The sequence below is a fragment of the Bradyrhizobium betae genome, from assembly GCF_050632175.1.
GTDB lineage: Bacteria > Pseudomonadota > Alphaproteobacteria > Rhizobiales > Xanthobacteraceae > Bradyrhizobium > Bradyrhizobium betae_B.
Genome location: NZ_CP192576.1, coordinates 3,798,958 through 3,813,319 on the forward strand (window position 1 = coordinate 3,798,958; position 14,362 = coordinate 3,813,319).

The following is a 14,362-nucleotide window of genomic DNA, read 5'->3' on the forward strand; positions in this document are numbered from 1 at the left end:
TGCTCTGCCACGCCAGGGCCGCCTGAACGGCCGCGCTAGATCCCCAGCAATTTCCTTGCGTTCGCCTTCAGCACCTTCGGCCGGATCTCGTCGCGGATCTCGATCTTGGCGAAGTCCGACAGCCAGCGGTCCGGCGTGATCACCGGCCAGTCCGAGCCGAACAGCATCTTGTCCTGCAGGATCGAGTTGATGTAGCGCACCAGGATCGGCGGGAAATATTTCGGCGACCAGCCGGAGAGGTCGATGTAGACGTTCGGCTTGTGGGTCGCGACCGACAGCGCTTCTTCCTGCCACGGGAAGGAGGGGTGGGCGAGAATGATCTTCAGGTCGGGGAAGTCGGCCGCGACGTCGTCCATGTACATCGGGTTGGAATATTTCAGCCGCATGCCCATGCCGCCGGGCATGCCCGAGCCGACGCCGGTCTGGCCGGTGTGGAACAGCGCGATCGCGCCGCCATTGTTGATCTCTTCGTAGAGCGGATAGGCCATGCGGTCGTTGGCGTAGAAGCCCTGCATGGTCGGGTGGAATTTGAAGCCGCGGACGCCGTATTCCTCGATCAGCTTGCGCGCCTCGCGCACGCCGAGCTTGCCCTTGTGCGGGTCGATCGAGACGAAGGGGATGAGGACGTCGAGATGGTCGGAGGCGACCTCCAGCATCTCGTAATTGTTATAGCGGCGGAAGCCGGTCTCGCGCTCGGCATCGACCGGGAAGATCACCGCGGCGATGTTCTTGGAGCGGTAGTAGGCCGCGGTCTCCGGCACGGTCGGCGGATGCTTGTTCGGCGACTTGAAATAATCCGCCATCTGCGCCTGGAAATCGTCATAGCCGTCGTCGGGATGGCAGCCGCAGGGCTCCTCGGCATGGGTGTGGATGTCGATCGCGACGACATCGTCGATATTCGGCAGCTTGAGCTTCGGCATTGGTTTCCTCCCGACCGGTTGTAAATTGATTATATCATATAACGAATTTGGCAAGGCGTCGCCTACGCTGAAACCGCAGCTCGGCGAAGCATTTGCGGGGGCCGGCCGGGGAGGGCCGGATTGGGTCCGATCCGGCCTCTTCTACTGTGCATGGGGTTGTTTTCAGAAATTTGCCGGCCCTGAGCGGGGCAGTTAACATTGACATCACCTCCCGCCATGCCTTAAGAACCGCCCCGTCCCGGGCGGTTGTCCGCCAGCGGGTTAAATCTCATTTTGCCACATTCGCGCGTGCCGAAACGGGTGTGCCGAACACGGCCTTTCGAACGTTCAGGATTCTGCCATGAAGGTCCGTAACTCGTTGAAGTCGCTGCGCGGTCGCCATCGCGCCAACCGCCTGGTCCGCCGCAAGGGCCGGGTCTATGTGATCAACAAGGTGCAGCGCCGCTTCAAGGCTCGCCAGGGCTGATCTGAGATCGGCTGATCTCTGCCCCTGCCGGTCGCCTTCGCGCGCCCCGCAAGACCACGATCTCACACGAGTTTGACGCCGCCTTTGCTTTGCAAGGGCGGCTTTACGCGTTTAGACTTTGGCCATGGCAATGAGATTCCGTTTCGCGCGAACCCTCTATATGGCTCTTGGCCTGACCCTCGTGCTGGGGATCGCCGGCCTCGCTCCGGCTCTCGCGCAGACGGCTCAGCCGCCCCCGCCCGGCAAGGCGCAGAAGAAGCTCCCCGAACCGCCGGCCAAGCTGCCGAAGGTCGATCGCAACAAGAATATCGATTTCCTGTTCGGCGCGCTGAAGGCCGCCCCCGACGAGGCCAGCGCCAAGCACGTCGAGGCGCGGATCTGGGCGATCTGGATCCAGACCCCGAGCGACACCGCCTCGCTGCTGATGGCACGGGCCAAGACCGCGGTCGACGCGCAGAAGATCGACGTGGCGATCAAGTTGCTGGATTCGGTGATCAAGCTCAGGCCCGACTACATCGAGGCCTGGAACCGGCGCGCCACGCTCTATTACATGCAGAACGATTATGGCCGTTCGCTCGCCGACATCCGCGAGGTTCTGATCCGCGAGCCCCGCCATTTCGGCGCGCTCGCAGGGCTCGGCATGATCATGCAGGAAGTCGGCGACGAGAAGCGCGCGCTCGATGCCTACCGCAAGGCGCTCGCAATCAATCCGCATCTCGACAAGATCCCCGAGCAGGTCAAGTCCCTGACCGAGAAGGTCGAAGGCCGCGACATCTAGCCGAGAACTCGATCTTTTCTTGAGTGAACGCGGCGTCTCCGGATTAACCACGATCGCAGGCGCGGCGTCGCGAGGACTATTGCGAGGACTGCCGGGGGCCTACCTGCATTGCAGGAGCACAGCCATGAAGCGTTTGATCCTTGCGGGTAGCTTGCTGCTCGCGTCGGGGACGATGAGCCTCGCCGACGGACTGTTCTGGGTGGTCGGCAACCGCGCCACCGGCAAATGCAACATCGTGACCAGAAACCCCGTGATCATCGGCGACATCTGGTTCGGTGACGGCCCCTACAAGTCCATGGCCGATGCCAAGCTTGCCCGCTCGACGATTCGCGTCTGCCCCGCCGTCAGCCCCGACGAGGAAAAGGCCGAAGACAGCGCCAACTAGTCGTTGCCGTCAGGTCAATGCAGAACGCTGCCGCCGCGTTCGGCCAAGCCCTGATCGGCCGCCGCCGCGTAAGCCTTCGCAAGCTCCGTCTCGAGATGCTCGTTGATCAGGAGCAGCGCCCGGACGGCACCACGCAAGTCGCCGTTGCAGCTCGCCACGATCTCGTCGATCGCCGTATCTTTCGATCTCAAGCTCATCGAAATTCTCCGGTTCAAACCAGGATAAATCCTGCCGGCCTGTCCCGCATCCCCTGGGGTTGCGAGGAGGATCGGCGCCCATCCGCGTCTAAATGGCGGAACCGACCGTGGCGATTATAAGGAAACCGCGATGACGACTGCATGAAGCTGGCCCGGAGCTTGCGGGTCACTGACGACGGGCATTGATTCTATTGAGTTTTTAGTTCGGGAATTATGCACATATCCACAGCCCGGCCTGTTTTCAGCGGAAGTGCTAAGCCCCGCTTGCACGAAACTGCCTCTTGCGAGACCCGTAACTGCAATGTGCCCAGGATTTCCCGGACCCCCTGCATGATCGTGATCTCAGTCGTGACGGCGCTGGCCCTGCTGGCGCTGGTCACGCAGGCCGGAATCGTCGCCGTGCAACGCGCTCATCCGCCTCAGGGCCGCATGATCGAGGTCGATGGCGCGACGCTTCACGTCGTCGATATCGGCCCGCGCGATTCCGGCGTGCCGATCGTGATGCTGCATGGCGCGAGCTCCAATCTCGAAGCGATGCGGCGTCCTCTCGGCGACCTCCTCGCCAGCGACCATCGCATCATCCTGATCGACCGTCCCGGCCATGGCTGGAGCACGCGCGCACGGCGGCAGGATTCGACGCCGGAGATCCAGGCGCGGATGATCGACGAGGCGCTCGGAAAGTTGGGCATCGATCGCGCGGTCTTCGTGGTGCATTCCTGGAGCGGCGCGCTCGGGGCGCGGATGGCGCTCGATCATCCCGCCCGCGTCGCCGGCCTCGTGATGCTCGCGCCGGTTACCCATCCCTGGCGCGGCGGTGTCGGCCGTTACAACGAGATCATCGCAGCACCCGTGATCGGGCCGCTGCTCGCCTACACCGTCACGCTGCCGCTCGGCTATTTCGTTGTCGAAGCCGGCGCGCGCAGTGTCTTCCTGCCGCAAACCATGCCGGACGGTTTCGTGAAGGACTCCGCGACGCCGCTGCTGCTGCGCCCGCGCGAGTTCATCGCCAATGCCTATGATCTTGTGACGCTGAAGGAGGCGGTCGCCGAGCAGGCTCCGCGCTATGCCGAGATCGTGGCGCCGGTCACGATCATCGCCGGCGAGCCCGACAAGACGGTGTCCACCAACATCCACGCGCGCCCGTTCGCAGCCATGGTGCCGAACGCAAAGCTGATCGTGCTGCCCGATCTCGGCCACATGGTGCAGAATGCGGTGCCGGACCTCGTGAAGGCGGAGATCGAGACGATGCTCGGCGGGATCTAACAGGGCCGCGCAGGTCCAGGACCCAGCCGGTTCAGCTTCAACGAGAAATCCCTAGCCGCGGAATTTGCCGTCCTGATGGAGCAGCGGCAGGCTGTCGCTGCTGCCCGAGGCAACCACCCTTCCGATAAAGATCGAGTGCGTACCGAATCCGGTCTGCTGCTCGACCAGGCACGCGAGGTATGAGGTGCAGTGCTCGATGATCGGGCAGTGGTTGGAGCCGAGACTGTAAGGCACATCCGCGAACGGCTCGGCAGGCGTCGAGGCAAAGTGCGTCGCGAGCCGCTCCTGTTCGGCGGAGAGGACATTTACCGTATAGGCGCCGGATCGTTCGATCAGCGCGTGCGAGCGGTTGGCCCTGTTGACCACGATCAGCAGCGACGGCGGATCGGCGGACACGCTGCACACCGCGGTGGCGGTCATGCCGTTGAACACGCCGCCGCTGCCGCTGGTGACGACGCTGACCGTCGCCGCCATGCGCCGCATAGCCGCCTTGAACGCCGCTGGTGCGATACTGGCGAGTCGATCGACGCTGCTGCCCTGCGCAGGCATCTGCACCTCACGCTGCGCCATCGGCGATCCCGAGATGATCGCGCAAGGTGACGCCGGCATAGTCGCGGCGGAACAGGCCCTTGTCCTGGAGGATCGGCACCACACCATCGACGAAATCCTCGAACGTGTCGGGGAGGAACGCCGGCGACACCACAAAGCCGTCTGCGGCACCGGAAGCGACGATCTCGGCCATCTCGTCGGCGACGTCCTTGGCTGTACCGATCAGCCGGGGGCACATCACGCCGCGGCCGTAGATGCGCCCCGCCTCGGCGATGCTGATCGGCTCGCCCGCCGCGATGCTCTTCAATGCATTGATGTTGCCCTGACTGCCCGACGATGAGACCGACTCCACGGACTCATCGAGCGGCAGTGCGGAGAAATCGGCATTGGCGTGCGCGCCGAGTGTAGACAATCCGACCAAGGGATCGACCAGCGAATCGTGCAGGTCGCGCTTCTCCTCGGCCTCGGCGCGGCTCTCGCCGATGAAAGGCATGATCGCCATCAGAATCCGGCTGGCATCGGCCGGCCGGCCCTGCTGCGCCAGCGCGGCATGAACCTCGCCAGTGAACTTGTGCATTCGCTCCATGTTCGGCTGCAGTGCAAAGATCACCTCCGACCAGCGTGCGGCAAACGCCTTGCCGCGCCCGGACGAGCCAGCCTGGATCACAACCGGCCTGCCTTGCGGGCCGCGCGGGATGTTCAGCGGGCCGCGCGATTGGAACCATTTTCCGGAATGGTTGAGGTAGTGCACTTTGCCGGGATCGGCGTAGATGCCGCGGGCGCGGTCGAGGACCAGCGCGTCGGGCTCCCAACTGTCCCACAGCTTGAAAGCCACTTCCATGAACTCGTCGGCACGGTCGTAGCGCTCGTCATGGCCGAGATGCGGCACGTTGCCGTAATTGAGCGCCTCGCCGTCGTTCATCGACGTCACCACGTTCCAGGCGGCGCGCCCGGCGGAGATGTGATCGAGCGTAGCGAATTCGCGCGCGATATTGTAGGGCGCGTCGTAGGTGGTGGACCTCGTCGCGCCGAGGCCGATGCGGCTGGTCACCGCCGCCAGCGCCCCCAGGATCGGCATCGGGTCCATCCGTGTCGCGTCCTGGTCGCCATGGCGAATGCCGGTCACGTGGCTTGCGCCGTAGCGGTCGGCGATGGCCAGCCGGTCGGCGAAGAACATGAAGTCGAAGCGCCCGCGCTCCAGCACCTTGGCGATGCGCGTGTAGTGTTCGAGGCTGAGAAAATCCGTGGTGTGTTTCGGATTGCGCCAGATTGCGTGGCTGTGAACCACCGGGCCCGCGATCAGGAAGCCGCAGAGATGCATCATTTTCGATTTGGCCAATTTGTCCTCCCGCATAAGTTCGCGTGTGGCGCCGGCGGCAGCCGGCGCCTTGTTCTTCTTCCCAGTGTCTCGTCGTCTTCAGGTCACGACTTCGACGATCTTGTTCTTGCCCTTCTCGATGACCTGATGCAGGAACGAGCGGTTGAGCTGGTCGCCGCGTTCGTCGAAATCGACGGTGGCACCGGCGCCGACGAAGTTGATCTTCTTGCCGGCCCGCACCATCTCAAGCGCCTTCAGGATGTCGTCGACTTCCTCGCCCGGTGGATTGCACACCTCGCGGATCGATTTCACCCATACCGCAGCTTCCTGGGTCTTGGCGTGCTCCATCGCCAGCGCGGTGACGCAGACCTGGTCATGGGTGTTGCCGGCGAACAGGAACGCGGTGCCTTCGGGGGCGCCCATCAGCTTGACGAACTTCTTGTAGGCGGCCGAGTCCATCGGCGGCGCCGGCTGTAGATGGTGGATGCCTTCGGCCACTTCGGGCGTGACGCTCCTCAAGTAGGCGCCGTCGGCGTCGGCACCGGTGCCGAGCCCGAGGATCTTCGACTTGAAGCCGCCGCGATAGACTTCCTTGCTGATGGCGACGAAGTCGGTGAGCAGCGACAGGCAGAACACGCCGTCGGGCTCCGGGCCGAACGCCTTCTCGACTTCGGCGCGATACGAAGCCTGATCCGGATTGTACTGGACCACGTCGATGATCTGGCCGCCCAGCTTGGCCATCTCGGCCTTGAACGGCTCGATCATCGAGATCACGAACGGGTTCTGCTGGGCGAGAATCGTGACCTTCTTCAGTTTGAGGCTGGTCATCACCTTGGCGCCGGCGGGACCCCACTGGCTGCTCTTGGCCTGAAAGCGGTAGATCAGACCCTTGGTGTCGCCGTCGGTGATGCCGTTGGCCGAGGCCGAAACCATCTCCACCTTGTTGGCGGCGAGGATCAGCGGCTTGGCTGCCAGCGCGATCGGGCTGCCCCAGAAGCCGCCGACCAGTTCGACCTTGTTGACATCGAGCAGCTTGCGCGTCGCGGTGACGCCGACCGTCGGGTTGGTCTCGGAATCCTCGACGTACAGATGCAGCTTGCGCCCGCCCAGGATGCCGCCGCCATCGTTGATGATCTTGACGACGAGATCGGCGGCTTTCTTCATGTCGGGCCCATAGGGTCCGGTGGCGCCGGAGAACGGCAGCACCATTCCGATCGGGATTTCGGCGGCCTGTGCCAGCGCCGGCGCTCCGGTGAGGCCGGCCAGCGATGCCGCACCCAGTCCAGCGAGCAGATGTCGCCGATTGATCGTTGAATCCGTCATCGCAAGTCTCCGTTGTCGTCGGTTGAAGAAATCTGGGGCGGAAGGATCGGCGGCGAATCATCGGGCGCGAGGAAGGACGCGAGCCGGGCTGCGGCGCTGCCATCGTCGATCTGCAGCGCCTCGTTGAAGCGGTTGTAGAAACCGGCAAGTGCGATGCGCAGCGTCAGCTCGACGATTTCGGCCTCGGAGAAATGCCTGCGCAGCCGCTCGAAGACGTTGTCGCGGATCCGCCCGGGGTTCTGCGTCACCAGCGTCGCGTATTCGACGACAAGGCGGTCGACCTCGTCGAAGGCGGGATGTTCGGTGTTCGGAAGCGCCGCGATCGCGTCCGCCGGCAGCCCTTCGACCGCGAGCACCGGCGAGTGGCTGGCGACGCAATAGGTGCAGGCATTGAGCTGGGACACCACGACGATGGCGAGTTCGATGTAGCGCCAGTTCACCGCGCGCCGCGCCTTCAACTCCATCAGCATGCGACAGAGATGGTCGAGTGCCGGCGGCACATGCGCGAGCACAGCGGCCTGATCCTGGAACGGGCCGTAGGACACGAAGCGGTCGTAGACTTCGGCGATGTCTGACGGCAGCGCCGACGAAGGCAGCGGGGTGACGCGCGGCATCAGGACGTCCCTTCATGGTCGGGGAAGAAGTCGCGGACTTTCCGCTGTGGCTCCGGCAGCAGGCCTTGCGGGCGGAGGATCAGCAGCAGGACGATGCCGAGGCCGATCAACCCGAGCCGCAGCGCCGCCAACTGGGTGCCGTCGATGACGGCGAACGCATCCTTCAGAAACCGCGTGGCTTCCAGCAGCGCCATGATGGTGCCGGCGCCGAACAGCAAACCCAAATTGGAGCCCCGGCCGCCAGCGATCACCGCCATGAAGGCGTAGGCGGTGATGATCGAGGTGAACTGGCTCGGATCGATATAGGTCAGGTAGAAGGCGTGCAGCGCGCCGGCCACGCCCATCACCGCGCCGCCGGTTGCAAATGCTTTCACGCGCAGCAGCAGCACGGGCTTGCCGAGCGCAGCCGCCACGGTGGCATCGTCGCGGACCGCGCGCAGCGCGCGGCCGAACGGGGACCGCACCAGCGTTTCCAGCAATGCGAAGACGATCGCCACCAGCGCCAGCGCGAACGCGGCCAGCATCAGGTCGTATTGCTGCGGCGGCACCAGGTTGACGAAGGGACGGGGAATGTCGGCGATGCCGACGGCGCCGCCGGTCAGCCAGCTTTCGTTCAGCAGCAGGATGCGGACGACCTCGCCGAATCCGATGGTCACGATCGCGAGGTAATTCTCTTCGAGCCGGATCGACAGGAAGGCGAGCACCGTGCTGATCAGCGCACACAGCGCGGCGGCGGCGAGCATCGCGGGGAACCATCCCAGCGGCGGTGCCAGCAAAGCGGTGGTGTAAGCGCCGAGCGCGACGAAGCCGACCACGCCGAAATTGACCAGCCCGGCGACTCCCCATTGCACGTTCAGCGCCAGGCCGACGAGGGCGGAGACCGCGACCAGGACGATCAGGGTGGTGAGGTAGGCGATCATTTGCGCACCGCCTTCCCGCCGAACAGGCCGCGGTTGCGCACCAGCAGCAGCGCCAGGATCACCGCGAAGCTGACGATCTGCCGGTAGTTGGTCGGCAGCACCAGCGAGGACAATTCTTCAGCAAGCCCGATCACGATGGCGCCGACGATGGCGCCGGTCGGGCTTCCCAGTCCGCCGAGGATGGCCGCGGCGAAGATCGGGATCTGGTAGTTCCAGCCGAGCAGGGGATCGACGGCGCGGTCCAGTCCTGCGAGGACGCCCGACAAGGCGGTGAGGCACCCCGCGATACACCAGGTGATACGCGCGATGGTCTGGCGTTCGACGCCGCGTACCGCGGCGAGGGCCGGATTGTCGGCCACGGCGCGCATCGCCCGTCCGAGCGGCGAGGCATGAAGAAGCAACTGGATCAGGATCACGCAGGTGATCACGACGATGGCTGTGATCAACTGCTCCTGGTTGATGCGCAGACCATGCCATCGGATCGGCCGAGCCACTTCGAACGCGAAATTGCGGGTCGCGTTGCCGAACGCGAAGCGGCAGATGTTCTCCAGGACCAGCGATATTCCGAGCGAGGACACCAGCAGCGTGATCGATCCGCGGTCGCGCAGCCGGGAATAGACCAGCACGTCGCAAAGCATCGCGACCAGCGCCATGACGACCGCCGCGGCCACGGCGGCGACTGCGAGCGGCATGCCGAGCAGGCTGTTGGCGACCCAGGCGGCATAGGCGCCAAACGTCAGCATTGCGCCGATGGCGAAGTTCGGGAATTTCAGGATGCCGAAGGTCAGTGTCAAAGCCAAAGCCGGCAGCGCCAGGAGCAGGCCCGTGACAAAACCGTTGAGGACGAGTTGCGCGATCATCTCAGCCTGCCTTCGCAAAGAACAGGTCGGCAAGATCGGCGTTCGAGACGTCCTTGGCGGGGGACCGCAGGCTCTTGCGCCCGGCCACCAGCACCATGACCTCGTCGGCGATGCGAAGTGCGGCCGCGACGTTTTGCTCGACCAGCAGCACGGTGACGCCGCTCTCGCGCACCCGCACCACCGCCTCCATGGTCTCGCCGACGAATTTCGGCGACAGCCCCGCCGACGGCTCGTCGAGCAGCAGCACTTCGGGATTGGCGAGCAGTGCGCAGGCAAAGGCCAGCATCTGGCGCTGGCCGCCTGACAGATTGCCTGCCAACAGTTTCGGCCGCGCGGCGATCTCCGGAAACAGTCCCATCACCAGTTCCCGCTGCGCCGGGCCGACGCCGGGACGGCCGCGCAGGAATTCGGTGGCGAGCTTGAGATTCTCGCGGATGGTGAGGTTGCCGAACACATTGGCTTCCTGCGGCACATAGGCAAGCCCGGCCATGACGCGCCGGGCCGGCGACAGGGCCGTCACGTCGCGACCGGTCACCGCGATGCTGCCGGCACGGGGCCGCAGCAGGCCGGCGAGCGTCTTGACGAAGGTCGACTTGCCGGAGCCGTTCGGACCGATCACCGTCAAAATGGTTTCCGGCGCCTGATCGAGGTCGATGCCGCAGACGATGTCGCCGCCGTTGCCGTAACCGGCGCGTAAGCCCTGCACCGACAGCGCTGGGGTGACCGGGGCCACGCTCATACCGCCAATCCGAGATAGGCGTCGATGACCCGGGCATCCGCCGTGACCTCGGCAAAGCTGCCCGAGATCAGATTGGTGCCTTCCGCCAGCACGTGGACATGGTCGCAGATTGCGCCGATCAGGTGCATGTCATGTTCGACGATGCCGAACGAGATGCCGTCGGCCTTCAATTCGCGGATCAGCGCGATGATGTCCTTCAGCAATGGCGGCGCGACTCCGGCGGCAGGCTCGTCGAGCAGTACCAGCGTCGGCTCCAGCAGCAGCACGCGCGCCAGTTCCAGCAGCTTCTTCTGGCCGCCCGACAGCGCCGAGGCCGAATGATCGGCCAGCTTCCACAGGCCGATCCGCTTCAGCACGTCGCGGGCCTTGGCCGCGTGGCGGGCTTCCTGCTCGCGTACCGTGGCGCGGGCGAACAGCGCTCCCGAGATGACCTCGCCGCGCTGGTGGAACGGCGCCAGCAGCAGGTTTTCCAGAACCGTCAGCCCGCCGAGTTCGCGCACGATCTGGAATGTTCGGACCAGCCCGAGCGTGGCGACGCGGTGCATCGGTTGTCCGGTGACGTCGCGGCCGTCGAAATGCACCGTGCCGCTGTCCGGCTTGACAAGGCCCGAGATGACATTGAGCAGCGTGGTTTTGCCGGCGCCGTTCGGTCCGATCAGGCCGGTGACCTGGCCTTGTTCGAGCGACAGCGAGCAATGATCAAGGGCGGCGAGGCCGCCGAAATGCTTGCTGACATCCTTGACTTCGAGCAGTGCGGTCATGAGGGGGATTGCTCGCGTGGCGTTTCAGGGAAGCGCCGACAGGGACGACAGGATTGGCTACAAAATAGGCGCATGTGCTCGCTTATTGGGCGTAAGCTATTTACTTTGCTGAAGAATTTTGACGGTACTCAATGCCGAAGGCAAATTTATTGTGCTTCGCGAGAAGCCAAGTTTTGCTTATCAAGGGCGATGCGACGCCCGCTCGAAATTGCCCTGCTGCGGACCTTCGTCATGCTCGTCGAGGAGCGCGGCCTCACACGGGTGGCGCGACGGCAAAATCTCACGCAGCCGGCGGTCAGCCTGCAATTGGCGAGACTGGAAGAAGCCGCCGGGCAACGCATTTTCGAACGCGATCGCCGTCATCTGCGGCTGACCCGGCATGGGGAGATGTTGCTGCCCTACGCCCGGCTGATGCTCAAGCTGCACGACGATGCCCGCGCACGGCTGGCGGCGGAGGACGTCGCAGGCAGGGTTACGCTCGGATGTCCTGATCTCTATGCAGCGTTTCTGCTGCCGCAGACGCTTGCGCGATTTCGCGCCTCTTATCCCGGCGTGGAAGTGACGGTGCGGTGTGCGCTCAGCGCGCAACTTGCCGGAGAAATTTCAGATGGCCGGCTCGACGTCGCGTTGGCAACGCGGATGCCGCACGTCCATCCCAACGTGGGCAGCGTCACCTTGCTACGTCACGAACCACTGGTCTGGCTCGGCGCCGCCAACGGCGAGGCCTTCAAGGCTGAAACGATTCCGCTCGCGATGCTGCCGGATGGGAATCTCTATCGCGACTACGCCTTGGCAGCTCTCAACGAGATCGGCCGCGCGTGGCGAATTTCGTGCATCTCGGAGAGCATCGCCGGGATGGAGGCGATGGCCCTGGCCGATGCCGCCGTGATCGTGCTGGCGGAATCGGTCAAAGTGAACGGGCTGCGCAGGCTCGACGCCGAAGACGGCTTGCCGCCGTTGCCTGACGTCGATCTGATGTTGTGGCAACGCGAACCGGGGTTGATTCCGGCCGCGGACCATTTGGCAGCCTATATCATCAAGGATATTGCGAAACGGGAGTCCTGAGCGCCCGCCGCAATCAGGCTTACTGCTTGATCTTGCCGTCCTTGTCGAACTGCGAGACGAAGGCCCAGAGATTGTTGATCTCGTTCTCGTTCTTGATGCCGGCGAACGCCATCTTGGTGCCGGGAATCTTGGCCTTGGGGTCCTTGATGTATTCCTTGAACTGCGCCTCGTTCCAGGTGATGCCGGAATTCTTGTTCGCATCGGAATAGTTGTAGTCCGGCGCGGTGCCGGACTTGCGGCCGTCGAGGCCGTTGAGCTCGGGGCCGACCTTGTTCTTGGCGCCTTCGCCGATGGCGTGGCAGGCCAGGCACTTGTTGAACGACGTCTTGCCGGCGGCAACATCCTGCGCCATCGCGGCGGACGCTGTGGCAGTGACGGTGAGGATCATCAGCGCGCCAAAAGTCAGTTTTTTCATAGGGTGCTCTTCGTCTCTTTCCCGGTGGGGCGTTTATCTGGTCGGCAATCGTCGAACCTGCCGCTTTTGGCAGGCCCGCCCGGCTTGGACAAGCCACGAAACCATGACAGGTTTCACGATTTCCTACTTGTCCCAGAGTGAACTCGCCAGAGATCGTCGCTGCGACTTTCGGATGGCCTACCCAAACCATCGCGGACGTGGTTGATTTGCCGCGACAATTCGAGCGTTCGCCGCGAGTCGGAAGGATATTTCTATGGCCATCATGATGCCTGCGAGCGATCAGGCCGTACTAGCGCGCCGCGCGGAGATCATTGCTGCGTTGCGCGCAATCGTGCCCGGCGAAGGCGTGATCGACAGCGCCGCCGAGATGCGGGCTTATGAATCCGACGGCCTCACCGCCTATCGGCAGCCGCCGATGGTCGTGGTGCTGCCCGATACGACCGAGCAGGTCTCGCTTGTCCTGAAATATTGTGCAGCGCAGGGCATCAAGGTGGTGCCGCGCGGCTCGGGCACCTCGCTGTCGGGTGGCGCGCTGCCGCTTGAAGACGGCGTTCTGCTGGGGCTCGGCAAGTTCAAGCGCATCCGCGAAATCGATTTCGACAATCGCGTCGTCGTCACCGAACCCGGCGTCACCAATCTCGCCATCAGCCAGGCGGTCGCGCATGCCGGCTTCTACTATGCGCCCGATCCGTCCTCGCAGATCGCATGCTCGATCGGCGGCAATGTCGCGGAGAATTCCGGCGGCGTGCACTGCCTGAAGTATGGCATGACCACCAACAACGTGCTCGGTTGCGAGATTGTCCTGATGAGCGGAGAGATCCTGCGCATCGGCGGCAAGGGGTGTGAGAACTCCGGTTACGATTTGATGGGCGTCATCACCGGCTCCGAAGGCTTGCTCGGCGTCATCACCGAGATCACGGTGCGCATCCTGCAGAAGCCCGAGACGGCGCGCGCGCTGATGGTCGGTTTCGCAGAGGTCGAGGCAGCCGGTGAATGCGTCGCGCGCATCATCGGCGCCGGCATCATTCCCGGCGGCATGGAGATGATGGACAAGCCGGCGATCCATGCCGCCGAAGCCTTCGTCCATGCCGGCTATCCGCTCGACGTGGAAGCGCTGCTGATCATCGAACTCGACGGTCCCAAGATCGAGGTCGACGAGCTGATCACGCGCGTCGAGACCATTGCGAACGGTTGCGGCTCGACCACCTGCCAGATCTCGACCTCGGAGGCCGAGCGCAATCTGTTCTGGGCGGGCCGCAAGGCCGCGTTTCCGGCGGTGGGGCGCATCTCGCCCGACTATCTCTGCATGGACGGCACCATCCCGCGCGGCGCGCTGCCGAAGGCCTTGGCGCGTATCCGCGAGCTCGGTGAAAAATACCAGCTCGGCTGCGCCAACGTGTTCCATGCCGGCGACGGCAATCTGCATCCGCTGATCCTCTATGATGCCAACAAGCCCGGCGAGATCGAGCGCGCCGAGGCCTTCGGCGCCGACATCCTGCGCGCCTGCGTCGAGTTCGGCGGGGTGCTCACCGGCGAGCACGGCGTCGGCATCGAGAAGCGCGACCTGATGCCGGAGATGTTTTCGGAAATCGACCTCAACCAGCAGCAGCGGCTGAAATGCGCCTTCGACGCGCAGGGCCTGCTCAATCCCGGCAAGGTGTTTCCGACCTTGCACCGCTGCGCCGAGCTCGGCCGGATGCACGTGCATGCGGGCAAGCTGGCGTTTCCGGACATTCCGCGGTTCTAGCGCGCGATCGTTGCATCGTCGTTGTCATGTGCCAGATTTGCT

General features: G+C 64.2%; 17 protein-coding genes. 6 read left to right on the forward strand and 11 right to left on the reverse strand.

The window, feature by feature from the left end:
* Positions 1 to 35: 35 nt before the first annotated feature.
* The gene (locus ACQ86E_RS18235; protein WP_431201161.1) at positions 36 to 920 is read right to left on the reverse strand and encodes an amidohydrolase family protein; all 885 of its coding nucleotides are present in this window, start codon (positions 918 to 920) and stop codon (positions 36 to 38) included.
* Between the two features lie 340 nt (positions 921 to 1,260).
* Here ACQ86E_RS18235 and ykgO point away from each other — a divergent pair, with 340 nt between their 5' ends.
* The 3 genes from ykgO to ACQ86E_RS18250 all read left to right on the forward strand — a co-directional run bounded on the left by ykgO (position 1,261) and on the right by ACQ86E_RS18250 (position 2,549).
* Positions 1,261 to 1,386: a type B 50S ribosomal protein L36 gene (gene ykgO / locus ACQ86E_RS18240; RefSeq protein WP_006611362.1), complete on the forward strand. Its 126-nt coding sequence runs from the start codon at positions 1,261 to 1,263 to the stop codon at positions 1,384 to 1,386.
* Between the two features lie 124 nt (positions 1,387 to 1,510).
* A complete protein-coding gene (locus ACQ86E_RS18245) occupies positions 1,511 to 2,164 on the forward strand; it encodes a tetratricopeptide repeat protein (RefSeq protein ID WP_431201162.1) in 654 nt (217 codons plus the stop codon).
* Between the two features lie 124 nt (positions 2,165 to 2,288).
* Positions 2,289 to 2,549, forward strand: a complete 261-nt coding sequence (locus ACQ86E_RS18250; protein WP_431201163.1) for a hypothetical protein — start codon at positions 2,289 to 2,291, stop codon at positions 2,547 to 2,549.
* Positions 2,550 to 2,563: 14 nt separating this feature from the next.
* On the opposite strand, the gene ACQ86E_RS18255 is transcribed toward ACQ86E_RS18250, so the two are convergent.
* Positions 2,564 to 2,746, reverse strand: a complete 183-nt coding sequence (locus ACQ86E_RS18255) for a hypothetical protein (protein WP_431201164.1) — start codon at positions 2,744 to 2,746, stop codon at positions 2,564 to 2,566.
* A gap of 330 nt (positions 2,747 to 3,076) precedes the next feature.
* Between ACQ86E_RS18255 and ACQ86E_RS18260 the strand changes: the two genes are divergently transcribed.
* The gene (locus tag ACQ86E_RS18260) at positions 3,077 to 4,009 is read left to right on the forward strand and encodes an alpha/beta fold hydrolase (protein ID WP_431201165.1); all 933 of its coding nucleotides are present in this window, start codon (positions 3,077 to 3,079) and stop codon (positions 4,007 to 4,009) included.
* 51 nt (positions 4,010 to 4,060) lie between these two features.
* Here the strand turns inward: ACQ86E_RS18260 and ACQ86E_RS18265 are convergent, their stop codons facing one another.
* The 8 genes from ACQ86E_RS18265 to ACQ86E_RS18300 form a co-directional block, all read right to left on the reverse strand.
* Positions 4,061 to 4,579, reverse strand: a complete 519-nt coding sequence (locus ACQ86E_RS18265; RefSeq protein ID WP_431201166.1) for a flavin reductase family protein — start codon at positions 4,577 to 4,579, stop codon at positions 4,061 to 4,063.
* Positions 4,566 to 5,897 carry an LLM class flavin-dependent oxidoreductase gene (locus tag ACQ86E_RS18270; protein WP_431201167.1) on the reverse strand — a complete coding sequence of 444 codons (1,332 nt, stop codon included), beginning with the start codon at positions 5,895 to 5,897 and terminating at the stop codon, positions 4,566 to 4,568. The genes ACQ86E_RS18265 and ACQ86E_RS18270 overlap by 14 nt, the downstream gene beginning before the upstream one ends.
* A gap of 78 nt (positions 5,898 to 5,975) precedes the next feature.
* Positions 5,976 to 7,199, reverse strand: coding sequence for an ABC transporter substrate-binding protein (locus ACQ86E_RS18275; RefSeq protein ID WP_431201168.1), 1,224 nt, complete (start codon positions 7,197 to 7,199; stop codon positions 5,976 to 5,978).
* Positions 7,196 to 7,813, reverse strand: a complete 618-nt coding sequence (locus tag ACQ86E_RS18280; RefSeq protein ID WP_431201169.1) for a carboxymuconolactone decarboxylase family protein — start codon at positions 7,811 to 7,813, stop codon at positions 7,196 to 7,198. The genes ACQ86E_RS18275 and ACQ86E_RS18280 overlap by 4 nt, the downstream gene beginning before the upstream one ends.
* Complete coding sequence (locus tag ACQ86E_RS18285; RefSeq protein WP_431201170.1) at positions 7,813 to 8,733, reverse strand: branched-chain amino acid ABC transporter permease; 921 nt, start codon at positions 8,731 to 8,733, stop codon at positions 7,813 to 7,815. The genes ACQ86E_RS18280 and ACQ86E_RS18285 overlap by 1 nt, the downstream gene beginning before the upstream one ends.
* The gene (locus ACQ86E_RS18290; protein WP_431201171.1) at positions 8,730 to 9,593 is read right to left on the reverse strand and encodes a branched-chain amino acid ABC transporter permease; all 864 of its coding nucleotides are present in this window, start codon (positions 9,591 to 9,593) and stop codon (positions 8,730 to 8,732) included. Before ACQ86E_RS18290 ends, ACQ86E_RS18285 begins: the two co-directional genes overlap by 4 nt.
* Position 9,594: 1 nt before the next feature.
* Positions 9,595 to 10,332 carry an ABC transporter ATP-binding protein gene (locus ACQ86E_RS18295; protein ID WP_431201172.1) on the reverse strand — a complete coding sequence of 246 codons (738 nt, stop codon included), beginning with the start codon at positions 10,330 to 10,332 and terminating at the stop codon, positions 9,595 to 9,597.
* Positions 10,329 to 11,093, reverse strand: coding sequence for an ABC transporter ATP-binding protein (locus ACQ86E_RS18300; RefSeq protein ID WP_431201173.1), 765 nt, complete (start codon positions 11,091 to 11,093; stop codon positions 10,329 to 10,331). The genes ACQ86E_RS18295 and ACQ86E_RS18300 overlap by 4 nt, the downstream gene beginning before the upstream one ends.
* Positions 11,094 to 11,282: 189 nt before the next feature.
* Between ACQ86E_RS18300 and ACQ86E_RS18305 the strand changes: the two genes are divergently transcribed.
* Positions 11,283 to 12,158, forward strand: a complete 876-nt coding sequence (locus tag ACQ86E_RS18305; protein ID WP_431201174.1) for a LysR substrate-binding domain-containing protein — start codon at positions 11,283 to 11,285, stop codon at positions 12,156 to 12,158.
* A gap of 19 nt (positions 12,159 to 12,177) precedes the next feature.
* Here ACQ86E_RS18305 and cycA read toward each other — a convergent pair whose 3' ends face one another.
* Positions 12,178 to 12,573 carry a cytochrome c-550 CycA gene (gene cycA, locus ACQ86E_RS18310; RefSeq protein WP_431201175.1) on the reverse strand — a complete coding sequence of 132 codons (396 nt, stop codon included), beginning with the start codon at positions 12,571 to 12,573 and terminating at the stop codon, positions 12,178 to 12,180.
* Between the two features lie 253 nt (positions 12,574 to 12,826).
* Here cycA and ACQ86E_RS18315 point away from each other — a divergent pair, with 253 nt between their 5' ends.
* Complete coding sequence (locus ACQ86E_RS18315) at positions 12,827 to 14,320, forward strand: FAD-linked oxidase C-terminal domain-containing protein (protein ID WP_431201176.1); 1,494 nt, start codon at positions 12,827 to 12,829, stop codon at positions 14,318 to 14,320.
* The last annotated feature ends 42 nt before the right edge of the window (positions 14,321 to 14,362 follow it).

Bases quoted from the DNA above. Each gene is read 5' to 3' on its own strand.
- ACQ86E_RS18235 (WP_431201161.1), bottom strand. From the start codon at position 920: ATGCCGAAGCTCAAGCTGCCGAATATCGACGATGTCGTCGCGATCGAC.
- ykgO (WP_006611362.1), top strand. From the start codon at position 1,261: ATGAAGGTCCGTAACTCGTTGAAGTCGCTGCGCGGTCGCCATCGCGCC.
- ACQ86E_RS18245 (WP_431201162.1), top strand. From the start codon at position 1,511: ATGGCAATGAGATTCCGTTTCGCGCGAACCCTCTATATGGCTCTTGGC.
- ACQ86E_RS18250 (WP_431201163.1), top strand. From the start codon at position 2,289: ATGAAGCGTTTGATCCTTGCGGGTAGCTTGCTGCTCGCGTCGGGGACG.
- ACQ86E_RS18255 (WP_431201164.1), bottom strand. From the start codon at position 2,746: ATGAGCTTGAGATCGAAAGATACGGCGATCGACGAGATCGTGGCGAGC.
- ACQ86E_RS18260 (WP_431201165.1), top strand. From the start codon at position 3,077: ATGATCGTGATCTCAGTCGTGACGGCGCTGGCCCTGCTGGCGCTGGTC.
- ACQ86E_RS18265 (WP_431201166.1), bottom strand. From the start codon at position 4,579: ATGGCGCAGCGTGAGGTGCAGATGCCTGCGCAGGGCAGCAGCGTCGAT.
- ACQ86E_RS18275 (WP_431201168.1), bottom strand. From the start codon at position 7,199: ATGACGGATTCAACGATCAATCGGCGACATCTGCTCGCTGGACTGGGT.
- ACQ86E_RS18280 (WP_431201169.1), bottom strand. From the start codon at position 7,813: ATGCCGCGCGTCACCCCGCTGCCTTCGTCGGCGCTGCCGTCAGACATC.
- ACQ86E_RS18285 (WP_431201170.1), bottom strand. From the start codon at position 8,733: ATGATCGCCTACCTCACCACCCTGATCGTCCTGGTCGCGGTCTCCGCC.
- ACQ86E_RS18290 (WP_431201171.1), bottom strand. From the start codon at position 9,593: ATGATCGCGCAACTCGTCCTCAACGGTTTTGTCACGGGCCTGCTCCTG.
- ACQ86E_RS18295 (WP_431201172.1), bottom strand. From the start codon at position 10,332: ATGAGCGTGGCCCCGGTCACCCCAGCGCTGTCGGTGCAGGGCTTACGC.
- ACQ86E_RS18300 (WP_431201173.1), bottom strand. From the start codon at position 11,093: ATGACCGCACTGCTCGAAGTCAAGGATGTCAGCAAGCATTTCGGCGGC.
- ACQ86E_RS18305 (WP_431201174.1), top strand. From the start codon at position 11,283: ATGCGACGCCCGCTCGAAATTGCCCTGCTGCGGACCTTCGTCATGCTC.
- cycA (WP_431201175.1), bottom strand. From the start codon at position 12,573: ATGAAAAAACTGACTTTTGGCGCGCTGATGATCCTCACCGTCACTGCC.
- ACQ86E_RS18315 (WP_431201176.1), top strand. From the start codon at position 12,827: ATGGCCATCATGATGCCTGCGAGCGATCAGGCCGTACTAGCGCGCCGC.